Source organism: Flavobacterium sp. CBA20B-1 (assembly GCF_028473145.1).
Lineage (GTDB): Bacteria > Bacteroidota > Bacteroidia > Flavobacteriales > Flavobacteriaceae > Flavobacterium.
The window spans coordinates 804,179-821,328 of record NZ_CP092370.1 but is presented as its reverse complement, the minus strand read 5'-3'; the positions used below and the strand labels follow the sequence as shown (position 1 = coordinate 821,328).

The following is a 17,150-nucleotide window of genomic DNA, read 5'->3' as shown; positions in this document are numbered from 1 at the left end:
ATAAATACGAGTATTCTGTTTTACTAATAATTTAAAAAAAAAGTTTTATGAAAAAAATAACTTTACCTTTAATCGCTGCAGTATTAGGTTTTTCTAATATGAATGCTCAAGAAGGGTTACCTTACAACAAATGGTCTATTGATGTTAATGGAGGTATTACAAAACCATCTCAACCAATGACACCTGGTTACTACAGTGAAACTTTCCCACAATTTTTTCATGCTGACGCTGGCGTTCGCTACATGTTTAATAACAAATTCGGTATTAAAGCTGATTACGGTTATGATTACATGAGAAACGGAGATGAGTCACAATACTTCAGAACTAAATACAACCGTGTGAATTTACAAGGGGTTGCAAACTTAGGACGTATTATGAACTTCGAAGAGTGGACTAGAACTTTAGGTTTACAAGGTCACACTGGTGTTGGTTACTCTTGGATGCAAGCTGGTAAAGACGATGTGGTTAGCTTTACTGGTAATGATGAAATGGTTAACTTTATTATAGGTTTAACAGGTCAAATTAGATTAGGTAACCGTGTTGCATTAAATGCTGATTTCAGTATGATCAACAACATCAGTCAAAACTATACTTTTGATGGTTATTCTGTGGCAGATCAAGAAATGGATCGTTCTTTCAATGGTACTTTGTATAATGCTACTTTAGGTTTATCTTTCTACTTAGGGAAAAACGAACAACATGCTGACTGGTATGCAAACGATGGTTTAACTAACAGAGTTGAAGCATTAGAAAACCGTGTTACAGATATCGAAAACAAAATGATCGACTCTGATAACGATGGTGTTGCTGACTATTTAGATTTAGAACCAAATACTCCAGCTGGAAACATGGTGGATACTAAAGGTCGTTCAATTGACTTAAACAAAAACGGTATTCCTGATTCTTACGAAGATTATTTCGATTCAAGATATGCTAAGAAAGGTGATACATTCTCTTCTGCTGATTCAAACACAGCTAAAGATTTGATCAACCAAGGTTATGTAGCTGTTTATTTTGATTTTGATAAATCAACTCCTAAAAACGCAGAAGCTACTAATTTCTTAGTTACATATTTACGTTCTAATCCAAGTGCTACTGTTGATGTAAACGGTTTTGCTGACTCAGTTGGTAATGCATCTTACAACCAACGTTTATCTGAAAAACGTGCTAAAAACGTAGCTAAAATTTTAGAACAAGCTGGAATTTCTAGCTCTAGAATTAAAACTACTGCTAACGGTGAAGATTCTTCATTCGACGGTGCAAACAAAACTACTTCTAAATTCGCTAGAAGAGTAACTTTCAAAGTAAACTAATTTAGTTTATATATATTAATAAAAAGAGAGGTTTATGCCTCTCTTTTTTTTATTCCTATATTTGTAAAAAAAGTAAACTAAACTATGAAATTCCACGTAGTATCCGATTATAAACCCATGGGTGACCAGCCGCAAGCTATAAAAAGTCTTTCAGAAGGTATTTTAAATAATGAACCTTACCGAACACTTTTAGGTGTTACGGGCTCAGGAAAAACTTTTACGGTAGCAAATGTGATTCAAGAAGTACAAAAGCCCACTTTGGTATTAGCGCATAACAAAACATTGGCTGCACAATTGTATTCAGAGTTTAAGCAATTCTTTCCAAATAACGCAGTTGAATATTTTGTATCGTACTACGACTATTATCAACCCGAGGCTTATTTGCCTGTTACGGGAACCTATATTGAAAAAGACTTATCAATCAATGAAGATTTAGAGAAAATGAGGCTTAGCACCACTTCTTCCCTCCTTTCCGGTCGAAGAGATGTGTTGGTCGTAGCTTCTGTATCGTGTTTGTATGGTATCGGAAACCCAACTGAATTTCAAAAAAATGTAGTTACTATTGAACAAGATCAAATTATTTCGCGTACTAAGTTCTTACAACAATTGGTGCAATCGCTTTATTCACGAACCGAAGCAGAGTTTTCTCATGGTACATTTAGAATAAAAGGAGATACTGTTGAAGTATATCCAAGTTATGCAGATGACCCTTTCCGTGTCCATTTTTTTGGTGATGAAATCGAAGCAATTGAGTCTTTTGATAGCAAAACATCAAAAGTGATTGAAAAATACCAATTGCTTAGCATTTATCCTGCTAATATGTTTGTTACTTCTCCAGACGTTCTTCAAAATGCCATTTGGCAAATCCAACAAGACATGGTTAAACAAGTGGAGTATTTTAAATCAATCGGAAAACATTTAGAAGCCAAGCGGTTAGAAGAACGCACCAATTTTGATTTAGAAATGATACGGGAGTTAGGTTATTGCTCGGGCATTGAAAACTATTCACGCTATTTAGATGGTCGCGAGCCTGGAACTCGCCCATTTTGCTTAATTGATTATTTTCCTAAAGATTATTTAATGGTGATTGATGAAAGCCACGTTACGGTTTCGCAAGTACATGCCATGTATGGCGGCGACCGCTCAAGAAAAGAAAATTTGGTAGAATACGGTTTTCGCTTGCCCGCTGCAATGGACAACAGACCGTTAAAATTTGAAGAGTTTGAAGCATTGCAGAATCAAGTACTATACGTTTCGGCTACCCCAGCCGATTACGAATTACAGAAATCGGAAGGTATTTATGTGGAACAAGTCATTCGTCCTACTGGTTTATTAGATCCGATTATTGAAGTGCGTCCTAGTCAAAATCAAATCGATGATTTAGTTGAAGAGATTCATCAACGGGTGGAGTTAGACGAACGTGTTTTGGTTACCACACTCACCAAGAGAATGGCTGAAGAATTAGCCAAGCATTTTACTAAGATAGGTATTCGTTGCCGTTACATTCATTCCGATGTTGATACTTTGGAACGAATTGAAATTATGCAAGACCTTCGTAAAGGCTTATTTGATGTGCTTATTGGTGTGAATCTTTTGCGCGAAGGACTCGATTTGCCTGAAGTTTCTCTGGTTGCAATTCTAGATGCAGATAAGGAAGGATTTCTTCGCAGCAACCGATCACTTACGCAAACGGTGGGGCGTGCTGCACGAAATATTAATGGTAAAGCGATTATGTATGCAGATAAAATCACCGATAGTATGAAGCGAACAATCGATGAAACGACTTACAGAAGAAGTAAACAAATGGCGTTTAACGAAAAACATGGTTTAAAACCAAAAGCGTTGAACAAAAAAATTGAGAAATCACTGGCAGATCAATTCAAAACCTACGAACAGCAAACCGAATTAAAAACAGTAGCAGAGGAAGAAACAGCATACTACTCAACAAAAGATATTGATAAGGCAATTAAAGATAAGCGCAAAGAAATGGAAAAGGCAGCGAAAAATTTAGATTTTATTCAAGCTGCTAAGCTAAGAGATGAAATACAAAATTTAACAAATAAAAAATCAAATATGTAAAATTATTTTATATTTTTAACCAAAATTACAACTTATAAACAATGAAAAACTTAATAAAATATCGGTTTATTTTTCCTTTTCTGGCGATGTTGTTGTTGCAAAGTTGCTGGTACACGAGCGGAGTGGACGATTTTCCTGAACCACGATATTCACAATACACGCCCATTACATTATCGCGTGCACAATTAGAAGGTTCGATAGGTATGAGTGGACCAAGGGCCATGATAAAAGCGGGAAAAATTTATGTAAAAGATTCCTTTATATTTATTACAGATGAAAATAAAGGTTTTCATATTTATGATAATTCCAACCCGAATGCGCCGCAGTTAACAGGTTTTTTGTATGCGCCTGGTGCAACTGACATGGCTATAAAAAACAACACTATTTACATCAATCAAGCGGTAGATTTAGTAGCAATTAGCTTAAATAATAACGAAGTTACTGTTCACAAGCGTATTCAGAATACTTTTCCGCAGAAACTAAGTCCAGATGGTTGGCAACATCAAGTGGGCGAAAATGAAATTATTGTTGATTGGAAATAAGTTAGCTATGAAAAAAATTTTAAAATTTAGTTGGGTTCTTGCTACCTGTTTTACCCTGTCATTTTGTAGCAGCGATGGTTCAGATGGTGCCAATGCTCCAACTGCCGAAGGTGTTGGAAAAGGTGGATCAATGGCTGTTTTTGCCATCAAAGGCAACTATTTATATACCGTAGATTATCAAACATTACACGTTTTTCAGATTAGCGATACAAACAATCCTGTGAAAGTGAATGATGTGGTGATTGGTAGAGATATAGAAACCATTTATTCATTAGAAAACCTAATGTTTATGGGTTCTAGAAATGGGATGTTTATATATGATGTATCTAATCCAGAAAACCCAAAATACTTGTCGCAAGCAGAACATTTTACAGCCTGTGACCCCGTTGTAGCGAATGAAACGCACGCATTTGTAACCTTGCATTCAAACACCGGATGCGGAAATAATTTGAATACTTTGATGGTATATGACATTGCCGATTTAAAAAATCCGTTGCTTATACATCAGCGTAATTTAACATATCCCCGTGGCTTGGCCTTATATGAGAATTATTTGATTATTTGCGATGATGAATTGAAAATTTTTGATACCACAAATCCTGCAGAGCCTGTTCTGGTGAAATCGGTAAATTATAAATTTAAAGACATTGTGATTTATAATGACATTCTCTATGCGTTTGGTGAGCAAAAAGTGACCCAATTCAAGTGGAATAGCGGTGATTTTCTAAGTCTTGCTCCTATTAGCGATATTACTTATTAAGCTTTCTTTTAGAAAGCTTTTTTAATGTATCTTTGATAAAATTTAAGAACAATGACAAATAATGATATTTTAAAAAAACTGCGTGTAGCCTTGCAACTTCGAGATGACCAAATTGTTGAAATTTTAGAATTGGTTGATTTTCGTGTTTCAAAAGGTGAAATTGGCAATTTTTTTAGAACTGAAGATCATCCCAAATATGTGGAATGTAAAGATCAAATTTTGCGAAATTTTTTGAATGGTTTAGTAATTTATTTACGAGGAACTAAAGAAAATCCTAAAAATCCGAAAGATGTTTTGGCAGGAATTTCCGCTTCAAAAATACCGTTAACAAATACGCAAAAGATTGATGATAAACCAAAAGTTGCTTCAACTGCAAAAGTTGCTTCCACTGCAAAACCAGCTTTTAAAAGTAAAAAAAATGTAGCAACCAAAAAAGCGCTGCCTCCTACCAAAAAAGATGTTTTAGGAAATGTGAAGTTTAATAATGGAAAACCTAAGAAGAAAAACGATCAATAGGTCGTTTTTTTAGTTTTTCAACCAATTCTCAATTATCTTTTTCCCTTGTGGAGTTAAAACCGATTCCGGATGAAATTGAACACCACAAATAGCATATTCTTTGTGTTTTAGCGCCATTATATGTCCTGATTCATTAATTGCAGCTACTAAAAGTTGATTTGTAACAGTTGCCGGATTTACTACCCACGAATGATAATGTCCTATAAAAATATCGTTTGTTAAATCATTCCATAAAAAATCGTCTTCTATGATTTGAAGTTTGGTTGCAATTCCGTGCAGTGGTTGTTTCAGATTTAAAAGTTCGCAACCAAAATATTCGGCAATTGCCTGATGCCCTAAACAAACACCCAAAATACTTTTTTTGTCTTTATAAAAATCAATTACATCTAATAAAAGACCGGCTTCTTTTGGGATTCCCGGACCAGGCGACAACACAATTTTATCAAAATCTTGCAATTGTTCTAAGTAGAAATCATCGTTTAAAAAAACAGATACCTCTACTCCATCAAAACTTTCAAGATAATGAATAATGTTGTGTACAAACGAATCGTAATTGTTGATTACTGCAATTTTCATTCAGCAAAAATACACTAAAATTTGTTTTCTATTTCGGCAGCATCTAACAATAAATAGTGCATATCGGTATTTTTCATAAAGGGTTTGTGCAAATGATTTCCCGGACCAAACATGGCTACTTCAACATAATCGGCGGAATGATCCATTGAAATCCATCCCACGGAATTGTATTTTTTTTGAATTTCGGCTAAAGCCTTAAAAGGCAGATGTTTATAATTATACAAACCGTTGTCGCCTTTTTTTAAACCATTGTAGTAAGATGCTATGTTTTTCGTTTCTTCGTCGGTCAACTCTACATTTATGCAACTTTTAATAAATTCTTTGATTTGACTTTCAGATTGATTGCTCTTGATGTTGTTTAAAATATATTCGTTGGTAAAATTATATTTCGCCAAGCAATCAAAATGATCGTTGGCATATTTACCATAAATCATTCCCGGATTGGCATTTCCGTGATCAGTAGTAATTACAACCAATGTATTTTGGTCTTGTTCGGCAAATTTTATTGCCACTGCAATTGCTTCATCAAACTGTAATTGTTCGTGAATCAATGCTGAAACATCGTTCGCATGTGCTGCCCAATCTACTTTTCCAGATTCAACTTGCAATACAAATCCTTCTTTATGATCTTTCATTTGATTGATGGCAATTTCGGTCATTTCTGCTAAAGTCGGAATATTATTGGTTAATTCTGTAGATTGTTTGCGATCTATTTCATAAGGAAGCGCATCAAAATCAAAAACACCTAATAATTTTTTTGATTTATCGGTATTTTTTAAATCAGTTTTAGTTTTAGCAACAAGATAATGCTGTTTTTCAAAAGCAGCATACATATCTTTCTTGTCTTTACGATGTTCTGCTGCAAAATATTTTTGTCCGCCCCCCATTAACACATCATATCCTAATCGCAAATATTCTTCAGCAATTGCAGACTGATCGTTCCTACTTTTCATTGCAACTGTAAAGCCTGCAGGAGTTGCGTGTGTGATTGGAACTGTTGTAACACAACCTGCTTTCTTGCCTTTTGCTTTGAACTTTTGCCAAATAGGCTTATTTTCATCGCCAGAAGCATTCATGTTCAATGCACCGTTTTTTACGCGAACACCGCCGCCCCACGAAGAACTTGCTGCTGCCGAATCGGTAACAATTGACGATGCTGAGGCCATATCCATTATTCCGCGAGAAACCTTATTTTCTGTATATAATTGTAACCAATTTGTAGATCTGCCTAAAATACGATTGGAATATAAGTTAGCAAGATTAAGCGTTCCCGAACTCATTCCATCGCTAACCATAAAAATGATGTTTTTTGCTTTTTTGTTGGTTGTATTTAATGATGTATTGCTATTTCCTGCAAAAGTATCAATTGGATTTATTAAAGTTGATCCTACTGCCAAACTTCCTAATTTAAAAAAACTTCTTCTTTTCATGGTTGTAAAAAATTTATACAAAAATAGGCAAACGAACCGTTTGCCTAAAGAATCTCTGTTAAATATTTGTTATTTTGAGTTTTAGTCGAAATCTACTGCAACCTGATTGTGCAATAAATCGGCCATGGTTTCGTGTTTTCTAATTAAATGCGTTGTATCGTTATAAACTAAAACTTCAGCAGGTTTAAATCGAGAGTTATAATTCGATGTCATGGAGAAACAATAAGCACCGGCATTGTGAAAACACAAAATATCTCCTTCACTTATTTCAGCAATTTTACGGTTGCTTGCAAAAGTATCGGTTTCACAAATGTATCCCACTACCGAATAAAAACGCTCTTTACCATTATTGTTAGAAATATTGGTGATATGATGGTATGCGTTGTACAACATGGGGCGGATTAAATGATTAAAACCAGAATCTACACCAGCAAATACGGTAGATGTTGTTTGTTTCACCACATTTACTTTTGCAAGAAAATACCCCGCCTGTGACACTAAAAATTTACCAGGTTCAAAAACCAAGGTTAAATCTTTGCCATATTCATTACAAAATTCATTGAAGCGAAGTGTTAATTTTTCTCCTAATTCTTCAATATCTGTTTCCAAATCCCCTTCTTTATAAGGTACTTTAAATCCGCTTCCGAAATCAATAAAATCAAGGTTTTTAAATTGTTTAGCAGTATTAAATAGAATTTCAGATGCGTATAGAAACACTTCGATATCTAAAATATCAGAGCCTGTGTGCATGTGAATTCCATTGACTTTCATTTTGGTATTTTCGATAATTCTTAAAATGTGCGGTGTTTGATGCACCGAAATTCCGAATTTACTATCAATATGTCCTACTGAAATATTACTGTTTCCACCAGCCATCACATGCGGGTTGATACGAATACATACCGGAATATTTGGATGTTTCGCACCAAACTGTTCTAAAATCGAAAGATTGTCTATATTGATATGTACCCCTAATTTTACTGCTTCTTCAATTTCTTCCAAAGAAACTCCATTTGGCGTAAACATGATGTCATCTGCAGAAAAACCAGCTTCTAAGCCTAATAAAACCTCTTGTATAGATACGGTGTCTAACCCACTGCCCTTCTTCTTCAACAACTTTAAAACGGAAATGTTTGTTAATGCCTTTGCCGCATAATTTATTTTTAGCTTTTTAACCTGTTTAAACGCATCTTGTAAACGTTGAAACTGTGACTCGATTTTGTTGCCGTCATACACATACACAGGGCAACCATATTGCTGTGCAATGTTTAATAATAAATTTGTATCCATTTTTTAAAATTGTTGTTGAAGATGCAAATTTAAAATTATTAGGCAAAATGGTAGGTTTTTTATTAATATTCTTTACAAATTAATTCTATATGTATTTTATTTGAATTATTGTTAATCAATAAGTACTCCACCTCTGTTAAAAAATGAATATTTTTCTTTAAAATCTATCGATTAATCCATTCTTTAAAAGCTTGTACGCGCTCTCTGCTCACAATGATTTCTTCATCTTTATAGGTTTGCAGGCTAATTTTTAATCGAGAATTGCTGTAAACACTTATATCTTTAATGGCTTTTAATGCAATGATGTATTGGCGATTCACTCGGAAAAATGCAGATGGATCTGTTTCTTTTTCAATTGCTTCTAAACTTTCATCTATTGGAAACGACCTGCCCTGGTTCGTAGCTAAAAAACTACTTTTAAAAGCGCTGTAAAAACATTCAATATCTGTGGAATCAACAATTTTTAAACTGTTGCCTGTTTTTACAATATACCTTTTTTTATACTCAGTTGGGTAAAAATTCTTTAATACATCAGTAGTAAAAGTTGTTTTTTCATGCCAAGCTCTAAATTTTTCTAAAGCAGCTTGTAGCTCTTTTTCATCAATTGGTTTCAGCAAATAATCAATACTGTTTAGTTTAAAGGCTCTTAACGCATATTCATCATAAGCAGTTGTAAAAATAATGGCACTAGCTATGGAAACATGATCAAAAATTTCAAACGAAATACCGTCTTCTAATTGAATATCAACCAAAACCAAATCGGGATGTGTGTTATTTGCAAACCACTCCACACTTTCGGTGACCGATGCCAAAACAGCCACCACTGAACAATTCATTGGCTCAAGCCGCCGTTTTAATAAACGAGCTGCTGGTTTTTCATCTTCAATAATAACTACGTTCATCTGTTATTTATTTTTAAAAGCATTTCGTTCTTCATCCATGTATTGTTTTATCTTTCGGTTTTCCCAATCTTTGTTTAAAAATGGAATTAAATTAAAAACGCCTACTGCATGTGAGAACAAGCCTATTCCCCATCCGATTAAAGGAAATATAAACCAATATCCGCTATTTGGAGTCAGCAAATTTAAAATAATTAACACCGTGTTTACGCTTATATATGAAATGCAATGTATATAAAAGCCTTTTACTTCTTTCACGCGTTTTTTGGCTTTTAAAAGCTCTAATTGACTATAATTTTCCATTTTATTTTTTATTTAGTTGTTTTTGTATCATTTTTTGTTCCCACTTGTTAAAAATGTTTAATGCTTTCACACCGTTTATTATCAATGCAATGAGCATGAAAAATGCAATCACAATCCACCAATCTTTGGCAGGAAAAGCCCATTTATTCAGTGCGAAGAATGTAGGAATTGTAACAATTGTGAGGAATAGTGATTGATAAAACTCTTTGAGTTTTTTCATTCTGCTGTAAGCGTTCTCAAAAAGTGTTTCGGTGATGTTATCTTGTTGAAAATCAAATAAAGAATCACTTGATATTAAAGGTAATTTTACTTTATAAAGATCATTTGTTTGCATTATTTCTACATTTGTATTTGATACCAATTCATAGCGATAGATAATATTTGACAAGCCAATACCGCTCGATTTTTCAAAAGTTTGCTTTTTTTGTAAAGAATTTTGAACAACCAGATAGTTTTCTTCTTGATAAATTTTGATTAATAGCGGTTTTTTATCTGAAATGCTATTATGTTTTATGGCATTTTCAAGCAAAAGTTGTAGGCTTAATGGTACAATTTTGTAATCAAAAACAGATTCGTCAATCAAAAAATTGACAGAAATTCCATTTTCAAATCGCATTTTTAATAAAGAAATATAAAGTTTTGCAAAATTCAATTCTTCTTCAACCGATATTAAGTTTTTATCTTTTTGATCCAATACATAACGATAAATTTTTGATAAAGCCACAGTAAACTCCTGTGCTTTTAAAGGATTTTCCTCGATTAAAGAGCTTAAAACATTCAACGAATTAAACAAAAAATGCGGATCCAACTGATTTTTAAGTGTTTCAAACGAAGCCGTTGCTTTTACAGCGATATCCTTTTGCTGGGTAACTTCAATTTTATCTTTTCTGCGAATCAATAATGCTACATATACCGTTGTTGAAATCGTCATAGAAAACCAGCTTGAAAACACAGCAGTTTTAAGTGATAATTTAAAAGATTCTATTATTTGAAAGTCGGTATAGAACAAATTCCCAATAATATTTATTAAAAAAACCACAGTAACTGTTAGCAAATTAACTAAAAGTCCACCTATAATAATATTTTTAAGATTTTTTTCTCGTTTCAAATAAAAGTCAGACAAAACTAAAGCGTTCGCTACATAAATACTTAATGTATAACTGAAAACCACAGCAAATAATCTTAATAAAATATATTCATCATAGGTTTCATTAAGGTTATAATTAATAATAGCTACTAAAATGAAACATATTATTAGAATAATGCCGAATTGTTTTAAGTGTCTTAGAAATGTTTTCATAATCAATTGGTTTAATTACACCTCAAAAGTAGCATAGCTTTTTTTGTAAAAAAACTAAAAGTCGCTGAACTGTTGATTTTAGCTACCGAACCGTAAATTTCATCATCATAAGCAAAAAAAAGAACTTTTAAAAACTATGAAAACCTAATTAAAATAGTAAATTTGCTATTAAATATTTAAGACACATGGTTTACAAATTTCGCGTTATTTTAGATGCTGAAGATGATGTTTTAAGAGACATCGCCATTAAAGATACAGATACTTTAGAAGATTTACACAACACCATCATCAATGCGTTTGGCTTTGACGGCACCGAAGGCGGATCGTTTTTCTTGTGCGATGACAACTGGCAACAAGAAGATGAAATTCCGCTGTTTGATATGGGCGATGTGCCTGGTGAACAAAAAACGATGGTCGATTTTAAATTGAACGATTTGTTGTACGAAGACCAAACCAAAATTCTTTATATCTATGATCCGTTTGTAAATTGGACATTTTTTGTGGAATTGGCTGCGATTGAAAGCGAAGACGATTCTGAAGAAAAAGAATTGCCTGCATTGCTTTTTGCACACGGAGTTTTACCTGAAGACGCTCCTGTAAAAACGTTTGGTGATCCCATTTCTAAAGAGGACATTTATGGGGATTTTGATGACGATTACGACGATGAAGATTTTGATATGTTTGATGGTGATGACAGTTTTGAAGATTTTGGTTACGACGACAGTTATTAACTAAATACTTTAAATAAATACACCCTATTGATTAATAAACAATAAATTAAAGAAAACTGAAAGGTTTTCTTTTTTTACCTAATAAAAATACACAAACCCTATTATGATTAATTTATTTAATACCCACATTGAATCGTTATCTATTCACCGTGTGGGAAATAAAAGCCGTGCCGAGGCGATATTTTTATCGGAAAACACTTTCAACGTAAACGATGAAATCACGCCGCTTTTAAAAGAATATTTTTTCAAACCTTTTCGCGAAAAAGAAGAAAGTTACTACCAATTTGCACACGATGTGGATTTAGATTACAACGAAATGTACAATTTTGCCAACGAAATTTTTGCAAATCCAAGCAATGTTCACGAGGTTTCTAAAAAAATTACCAAACATTTATACGAACAATCAAATCACCCACATATTAAAAACGGGGAAGTTTATGTGACTTATTTAACGCATATCACTATTGACAATAATCCAGTAGATGCAATTGGTATTTTTAAAAGCGAGCTAAAATCTGATTTTTTACAGTTTGAAGAAAACAACAGCAACCTAGAAATGGTGCTTCAACAAGGAATCAACTTAAATAAATTAGACAAAGGCTGTATCATTTTTAATTATAAAAAAGAAGAAGGTTATAAAATTTTGACTATTGACAGTAACCGTTACGATGCGCGTTATTGGTTGGAACATTTTTTATCGGTTGATGCTTTTCAGGACGAAAACTTCATGACCAAGAAGTATTTGAAGTTTGTTCAGGATTTTGCAAAAGATGTGGTTTTGCCTGCCGAAGATAAAAAAGAAGAAGTGATGTTTATGAACCGTTCTGTGAATTATTTTGCAAAAAATGACGAGTTTGAAGAACAGAATTTTATTAATGATGTAATTGATAATCCTGATTTGCAAACAGAATTTAAGAACTACAAAACCGATCGCGCGGAAAAATACAGCATTGAAGATGTATCGAACTTTCCCATTGCAAATAACGCCGTTTCTGATGTTCGCAAAAAAATTAAAAACGTTATTAATTTAGATACCAACGTACAAATTAAATTGGATTTCATTAACCCCGAATCTGCCGAAAAATTCATTGAAAAAGGTTGGGACGAAGAAAAACAAATGTATTACTACTTGGTTTATTTCAATAAAGAACAGAAACAATAATATCCAAATTACATAAAAAATCTTCCCAGTGGAAGATTTTTTTTATTTAAGCTTTGCAACAACCGTCTAAATTTTCATAGGCAACAGGGTCAGCTTTTATTTCATCGGCATCAAAACCTAATTTTGAAATGGCTGTTTTAATGGTTTGCAAATTTGTTTTTTTAGGGTTGAAGTAAACCGTAATGGTTTCTTTTTCTTCGTCTAATTCATACATTTTTACACCTTTAATTTTCAGCATTTCGGTTTGAAACATTTTTCCGCAAGTTTCACACGCTTTACAATGATCACAAACAATGTTTGTCTTAATCACTGCTTTTTCCGATTTTTTGTTTTGTGCATGCGCTATTGTTGAAAACGCGACAAACAAAATAATTAATAAAGTTTTTAAATTTTTCATCTTATCTATTTTAAATTAATTAATCAATATACGAAATCATGTAATCATTTGGTTTTCTTACCTTTTTTAGTTCAGCTTGCCAATCGTTTTCGGCATCACGGTAACCAATCGGTAAAATAACAACGCTTTTTAATCCTTTTTCTTCTAAATTCAACAGTTTATCAACTTCGTGGTTTATAAAACCTTCCATTGGTATCGAATCAACTTCTAGAGCTCCGGCTTCTGTCAGTGCCATTCCCAATGCAATATACACCTGGCGAGCAGCATGTTCAAATTGACGTTCGGGTGTCATAGACGTTAATTGTTTAATGACGTTGTTCTTATAACCGTTTGAAAAACCTTCGGGCAAATTACGTTCTGCCTCGTAATAATCAAAATAATAACTTATTTTGGCAACATCATATACACTCCAAGCTGCAAACACCAATAAATGGGAACAGTCTGTAATTTGTGATTGATTGAAAGCGAAAGGTTTCAACTGCTCCTTTAATAATTGATTGGTAATAACCAGTATTTCAAAAGGTTGCAAACCTGATGATGTGGGCGCCAAGCGTGCGGCTTCTAAAATGCTGTTTACTTTATCTTGAGAAACTTTTTCGCCGTTCATTTTTTTGGTAGCGTAACGCCACTGCAATGCGGGAATAATACTCATGATTTTTTTTTTATAATTGTTTCAACTTTACTATTCGTCGGTTCGATTTGATAAATAGAACCGACGATCATAAATTATTTTTTATATGATGCCAAAAAAGCATTTACGTTTTGTTCGATACGTTCGTGAATGTTGGAAACATCGGCTTTTTCAAATTTTTCACCAATGATATTTTCATATAATTCAATGTATCTATCTGAAACGGTTTCAATGTATGCATCGGACATTTCAGGAATTTGCTGACCATCTTTCCCTTGAAAACCATTTGTAATTAACCACTGACGTACAAATTCTTTCGATAATTGTTTTTGAGCTTCGTTGTTATTCTGACGCTCTTGGTATCCATCTGCATAAAAATATCGAGAAGAATCAGGTGTATGAATTTCATCAATCAATACAATTTTACCGTCTTTTGTTTTACCAAATTCGTACTTTGTATCGACCAAAATCAGTCCACGAGCGGCTGCAATCTCTGTTCCACGCTGATATAAGGCGTGTGTGTATTGTTCCAAAACTTCGTAATCTTCTTTAGAAACAATCTCTTGAGCCAAAATGTCTTCCTTAGAAATATCTTCATCGTGTGTGCCAACAGCAGCTTTGGTAGTTGGTGTAATAATTGGCGTTGGGAATTTATCGTTTTCTTTCATACCTTCTGGCATTTCAACACCACACAAAATGCGTTTTCCTGCAGCATATTCGCGTGCTGCATGCCCCGACAAATAACCGCGAATCACCATTTCAACCTTAAAAGGTTCACACAAATGCCCCACTGCTACGTTTGGATCAGGATTTGCGATTAGCCAATTGGGTACAATATCTTGAGTAAGTTGCATGAATTTCGATGCAATTTGGTTCAAAATTTGACCTTTATAGGGAATTCCTTTTGGCATAATTACATCAAAAGCCGATAAACGGTCGGTTGCAATCATCACCAATAAATCATCGTTAATTGTATAAACTTCGCGTACTTTTCCTTTGTAAACTGCTTTTTGACCCGGAAAATTAAAGTTAGAAGAAGTTATGGTTTTCATTATAATGTTGTGTTTGTTTTAAAACTGTAAAAGTACTAATAATTCTTGTTCAAAACGTTCTTTTGGCAAATATTGCGCTTCTAGATGATCCATAAAAGGTATAGGTGTTTCAATACTTGCTACACGTTTTACTGGTGCATCTAAATATTCAAAACAATTTTCCATAATCCAAGCCGATAAATCACTGGCAATGCCTCCAAAAAGCGTGTCCTCTTGCAAAATAATTACTCGATTTGATTTTTGTACCGATTTTCTAATCGTTTCGTAATCTAAAGGTTGCAATGTTCTTAAATCGATCAAATCGGCTGAAATATCTGCATGTTTTTCTAAGGTATCCAACGCCCAATGAACGCCCGCTCCGTATGAAATAATCGTTACATCGTTTCCTTCTTTAATTAATGAAGCCTGCCCAAAAGGAATGGTGTAATAATTTGCCGGAACATCTTGCGATTTACTACGGTACAGATTTTTATGTTCAAAGAAAATTACCGGATTGGGATCATTAATTGCTGTGTTCAACAACCCTTTGGCATCGACAGGAAAAGCCGGGTAAACCACTTTTAATCCCGGAGTTTTAGTGAACCAAGCTTCGTTTGTTTGCGAATGAAACGGACCAGCGCCCGAACCTGCGCCACAAGGCATGCGCACCACCACATCGGCATGTTCGCCCCAACGGTAATGCTGCTTTGCCAATAAATTTACGATGGGATTAAAACCTGTTGAAACGAAATCGGCAAACTGCATTTCTACAATTGCTTTGTATTTATTGATTGACAATCCGGCAGCCGATGATACAATAATACTTTCGCAAATTGGCGTGTTGCGCACGCGCTCTTTTCCAAAAGCATCAACAAAACCTTCGGTTACCTTAAAAGCACCTCCGTATTCGGCAATGTCTTGCCCCATGATTACTAAATTTTCATGACGTTCAAACGATTGTTTCAATCCTTCAGAAATCGCATCAATAAAACGGATATTTTTCGTTTCGGTCAATACTTCAAAGTGTTGATAATCAAAAGGTTTATACACGTCATTCAATTCTGTTTCCAAATGAGCCTCTAAACCAGCTTCATCTTGCGTAATTTTCCAATGTGTATCAATTTCCTCTTTAATTTCTCTTCGTATGTGTGCGTCTTGTTCATCAGACAAAATACCCATTTCAAATAAATAGTTCTTTAATCGGGCAATTGGATCTTTCAGTTTCCACTCTTCAAAAAGTTCTTGTGGCACATATTTGGTACCACTCGCCTCTTCGTGTCCACGCATTCTAAAGGTTTTCATTTCAATTAAAACCGGATGCGGATTTTGGCGCATATCATTGGCAATTGCAGAAAGTTTGGTATAAACTTCCACAATATTATTCCCATCAATTATATGACTTTCCATACCATAACCAATGCCTTTATCGGCAAGATTTTCGCACTTATATTGTTCGTTAGTAGGCGTTGAAAGTCCGTAACCATTGTTTTCAATAATAAACATAACCGGCAAATCCCAAACCGCAGCAACGTTTATAGCTTCGTGAAAATCGCCTTCAGAGGTTGCTCCTTCGCCTGTAAAAACCGCCGTAATTTTGTTTTCTTTTCGCAATTTATGTGCCAGCGCAATACCATCGGCAATACCCAATTGCGGTCCCAAATGCGAGATCATGCCCACAATATTAAATTCTTGGGTACCAAAGTGAAACGAACGATCGCGTCCTTTTGTAAATCCGTTTGGTTTGCCTTGCCATTGCGAAAATAATCTGCTTAAAGGAATATTTCTACTTGTAAAAACACCAAGATTTCGGTGCATTGGCAAAATGTATTCATCATTGTGAAGAATAGATGTTACACCAACTGCAATGGCTTCTTGCCCCATGCCTGAAAACCATTTTGATACTTTTCCCTGACGGATCAAAATCAACATTTTTTCCTCTATTAATCGAGGTTTCAATAATTTCTTATAAAGATCTAATAATAGCTCTTGCGATAAAATTTCTGTTTGAACTTCCATAAAATGGGTTGTGAAAATTTTTGTCTAAAAGTACAAATTTTATTTATTCCTCCTAATTGAATTTTTTTTTTTTCACTACTATGTGATTTTTTTTGGATTATAAAATTTTTTTATATAATTTTGATACTAATCATTTTAAAGACACCTTGAAATTTTCAATTTTAACCTTTAACT

17 protein-coding genes are annotated in these 17,150 nt (G+C 34.0%); 7 read left to right on the top strand and 10 right to left on the bottom strand.

Going from position 1 to position 17,150, the window contains the following annotated elements:
- Positions 1 to 47: 47 nt before the first annotated feature.
- The 5 genes from MG290_RS04105 to MG290_RS04085 all read left to right on the top strand — a co-directional run bounded on the left by MG290_RS04105 (position 48) and on the right by MG290_RS04085 (position 5,210).
- Positions 48 to 1,313: an OmpA family protein gene (locus MG290_RS04105; RefSeq protein ID WP_264562634.1), complete on the top strand. Its 1,266-nt coding sequence runs from the start codon at positions 48 to 50 to the stop codon at positions 1,311 to 1,313.
- Between the two features lie 84 nt (positions 1,314 to 1,397).
- On the top strand, positions 1,398 to 3,392 hold the full coding sequence (uvrB, locus tag MG290_RS04100) for an excinuclease ABC subunit UvrB (protein WP_264562633.1): 1,995 nt from the start codon (positions 1,398 to 1,400) through the stop codon (positions 3,390 to 3,392).
- A 41-nt stretch (positions 3,393 to 3,433) separates the two neighbouring features.
- Complete coding sequence (locus tag MG290_RS04095; protein WP_264562632.1) at positions 3,434 to 3,934, top strand: hypothetical protein; 501 nt, start codon at positions 3,434 to 3,436, stop codon at positions 3,932 to 3,934.
- A 7-nt stretch (positions 3,935 to 3,941) separates the two neighbouring features.
- Positions 3,942 to 4,694, top strand: coding sequence for an LVIVD repeat-containing protein (locus MG290_RS04090; protein WP_264562631.1), 753 nt, complete (start codon positions 3,942 to 3,944; stop codon positions 4,692 to 4,694).
- 51 nt (positions 4,695 to 4,745) lie between these two features.
- Positions 4,746 to 5,210: a DUF1456 family protein gene (locus tag MG290_RS04085; protein WP_264562630.1), complete on the top strand. Its 465-nt coding sequence runs from the start codon at positions 4,746 to 4,748 to the stop codon at positions 5,208 to 5,210.
- A gap of 9 nt (positions 5,211 to 5,219) precedes the next feature.
- Here MG290_RS04085 and MG290_RS04080 read toward each other — a convergent pair whose 3' ends face one another.
- From MG290_RS04080 to MG290_RS04055, 6 genes are all read right to left on the bottom strand, one after another.
- Complete coding sequence (locus tag MG290_RS04080) at positions 5,220 to 5,786, bottom strand: anthranilate synthase component II (RefSeq protein ID WP_264562629.1); 567 nt, start codon at positions 5,784 to 5,786, stop codon at positions 5,220 to 5,222.
- Positions 5,787 to 5,800: 14 nt separating this feature from the next.
- The gene (locus tag MG290_RS04075) at positions 5,801 to 7,216 is read right to left on the bottom strand and encodes an alkaline phosphatase (protein WP_264562628.1); all 1,416 of its coding nucleotides are present in this window, start codon (positions 7,214 to 7,216) and stop codon (positions 5,801 to 5,803) included.
- An 81-nt stretch (positions 7,217 to 7,297) separates the two neighbouring features.
- Complete coding sequence (lysA, locus tag MG290_RS04070) at positions 7,298 to 8,506, bottom strand: diaminopimelate decarboxylase (RefSeq protein WP_264562627.1); 1,209 nt, start codon at positions 8,504 to 8,506, stop codon at positions 7,298 to 7,300.
- 164 nt (positions 8,507 to 8,670) lie between these two features.
- Entirely contained in the window at positions 8,671 to 9,408 is a 738-nt protein-coding gene (locus MG290_RS04065; RefSeq protein ID WP_264562626.1) for a LytR/AlgR family response regulator transcription factor, read from the bottom strand.
- Positions 9,409 to 9,411: 3 nt separating this feature from the next.
- Entirely contained in the window at positions 9,412 to 9,708 is a 297-nt protein-coding gene (locus tag MG290_RS04060) for a 2TM domain-containing protein (protein ID WP_264562625.1), read from the bottom strand.
- A gap of 1 nt (position 9,709) precedes the next feature.
- Positions 9,710 to 11,008 (bottom strand): histidine kinase, encoded by a 1,299-nt coding sequence (locus MG290_RS04055; RefSeq protein WP_264562624.1) that lies wholly within the window; start codon positions 11,006 to 11,008, stop codon positions 9,710 to 9,712.
- Positions 11,009 to 11,193: 185 nt separating this feature from the next.
- On the opposite strand from MG290_RS04055, the gene MG290_RS04050 reads away from it, so the two are divergent.
- Positions 11,194 to 11,739, top strand: a complete 546-nt coding sequence (locus MG290_RS04050; protein WP_264562623.1) for a plasmid pRiA4b ORF-3 family protein — start codon at positions 11,194 to 11,196, stop codon at positions 11,737 to 11,739.
- Between the two features lie 103 nt (positions 11,740 to 11,842).
- Positions 11,843 to 12,901, top strand: coding sequence for a nucleoid-associated protein (locus MG290_RS04045; protein ID WP_264562622.1), 1,059 nt, complete (start codon positions 11,843 to 11,845; stop codon positions 12,899 to 12,901).
- Positions 12,902 to 12,947: 46 nt separating this feature from the next.
- Here MG290_RS04045 and MG290_RS04040 read toward each other — a convergent pair whose 3' ends face one another.
- From MG290_RS04040 to MG290_RS04025, 4 genes are all read right to left on the bottom strand, one after another.
- Complete coding sequence (locus MG290_RS04040; protein ID WP_264562621.1) at positions 12,948 to 13,298, bottom strand: heavy-metal-associated domain-containing protein; 351 nt, start codon at positions 13,296 to 13,298, stop codon at positions 12,948 to 12,950.
- Positions 13,299 to 13,317: 19 nt separating this feature from the next.
- Positions 13,318 to 13,950, bottom strand: coding sequence for an NAD(P)H-dependent oxidoreductase (locus MG290_RS04035; RefSeq protein ID WP_264562620.1), 633 nt, complete (start codon positions 13,948 to 13,950; stop codon positions 13,318 to 13,320).
- Between the two features lie 74 nt (positions 13,951 to 14,024).
- On the bottom strand, positions 14,025 to 14,984 hold the full coding sequence (locus tag MG290_RS04030; protein WP_264563177.1) for a phosphoribosylaminoimidazolesuccinocarboxamide synthase: 960 nt from the start codon (positions 14,982 to 14,984) through the stop codon (positions 14,025 to 14,027).
- Positions 14,985 to 14,999: 15 nt separating this feature from the next.
- Entirely contained in the window at positions 15,000 to 16,976 is a 1,977-nt protein-coding gene (locus tag MG290_RS04025; RefSeq protein WP_264562619.1) for an alpha-ketoacid dehydrogenase subunit alpha/beta, read from the bottom strand.
- Positions 16,977 to 17,150 lie beyond the last annotated feature (174 nt).

What these genes read in the sequence shown, in the direction of transcription:
- MG290_RS04105 (WP_264562634.1), top strand. Translation starts at nt 48, where the DNA reads ATGAAAAAAATAACTTTACCTTTAATCGCTGCAGTATTAGGTTTTTCT.
- uvrB (WP_264562633.1), top strand. Translation starts at nt 1,398, where the DNA reads ATGAAATTCCACGTAGTATCCGATTATAAACCCATGGGTGACCAGCCG.
- MG290_RS04095 (WP_264562632.1), top strand. Translation starts at nt 3,434, where the DNA reads ATGAAAAACTTAATAAAATATCGGTTTATTTTTCCTTTTCTGGCGATG.
- MG290_RS04090 (WP_264562631.1), top strand. Translation starts at nt 3,942, where the DNA reads ATGAAAAAAATTTTAAAATTTAGTTGGGTTCTTGCTACCTGTTTTACC.
- MG290_RS04085 (WP_264562630.1), top strand. Translation starts at nt 4,746, where the DNA reads ATGACAAATAATGATATTTTAAAAAAACTGCGTGTAGCCTTGCAACTT.
- MG290_RS04080 (WP_264562629.1), bottom strand. Translation starts at nt 5,786, where the DNA reads ATGAAAATTGCAGTAATCAACAATTACGATTCGTTTGTACACAACATT.
- MG290_RS04075 (WP_264562628.1), bottom strand. Translation starts at nt 7,216, where the DNA reads ATGAAAAGAAGAAGTTTTTTTAAATTAGGAAGTTTGGCAGTAGGATCA.
- lysA (WP_264562627.1), bottom strand. Translation starts at nt 8,506, where the DNA reads ATGGATACAAATTTATTATTAAACATTGCACAGCAATATGGTTGCCCT.
- MG290_RS04065 (WP_264562626.1), bottom strand. Translation starts at nt 9,408, where the DNA reads ATGAACGTAGTTATTATTGAAGATGAAAAACCAGCAGCTCGTTTATTA.
- MG290_RS04060 (WP_264562625.1), bottom strand. Translation starts at nt 9,708, where the DNA reads ATGGAAAATTATAGTCAATTAGAGCTTTTAAAAGCCAAAAAACGCGTG.
- MG290_RS04055 (WP_264562624.1), bottom strand. Translation starts at nt 11,008, where the DNA reads ATGAAAACATTTCTAAGACACTTAAAACAATTCGGCATTATTCTAATA.
- MG290_RS04050 (WP_264562623.1), top strand. Translation starts at nt 11,194, where the DNA reads ATGGTTTACAAATTTCGCGTTATTTTAGATGCTGAAGATGATGTTTTA.
- MG290_RS04045 (WP_264562622.1), top strand. Translation starts at nt 11,843, where the DNA reads ATGATTAATTTATTTAATACCCACATTGAATCGTTATCTATTCACCGT.
- MG290_RS04040 (WP_264562621.1), bottom strand. Translation starts at nt 13,298, where the DNA reads ATGAAAAATTTAAAAACTTTATTAATTATTTTGTTTGTCGCGTTTTCA.
- MG290_RS04035 (WP_264562620.1), bottom strand. Translation starts at nt 13,950, where the DNA reads ATGAGTATTATTCCCGCATTGCAGTGGCGTTACGCTACCAAAAAAATG.
- MG290_RS04025 (WP_264562619.1), bottom strand. Translation starts at nt 16,976, where the DNA reads ATGGAAGTTCAAACAGAAATTTTATCGCAAGAGCTATTATTAGATCTT.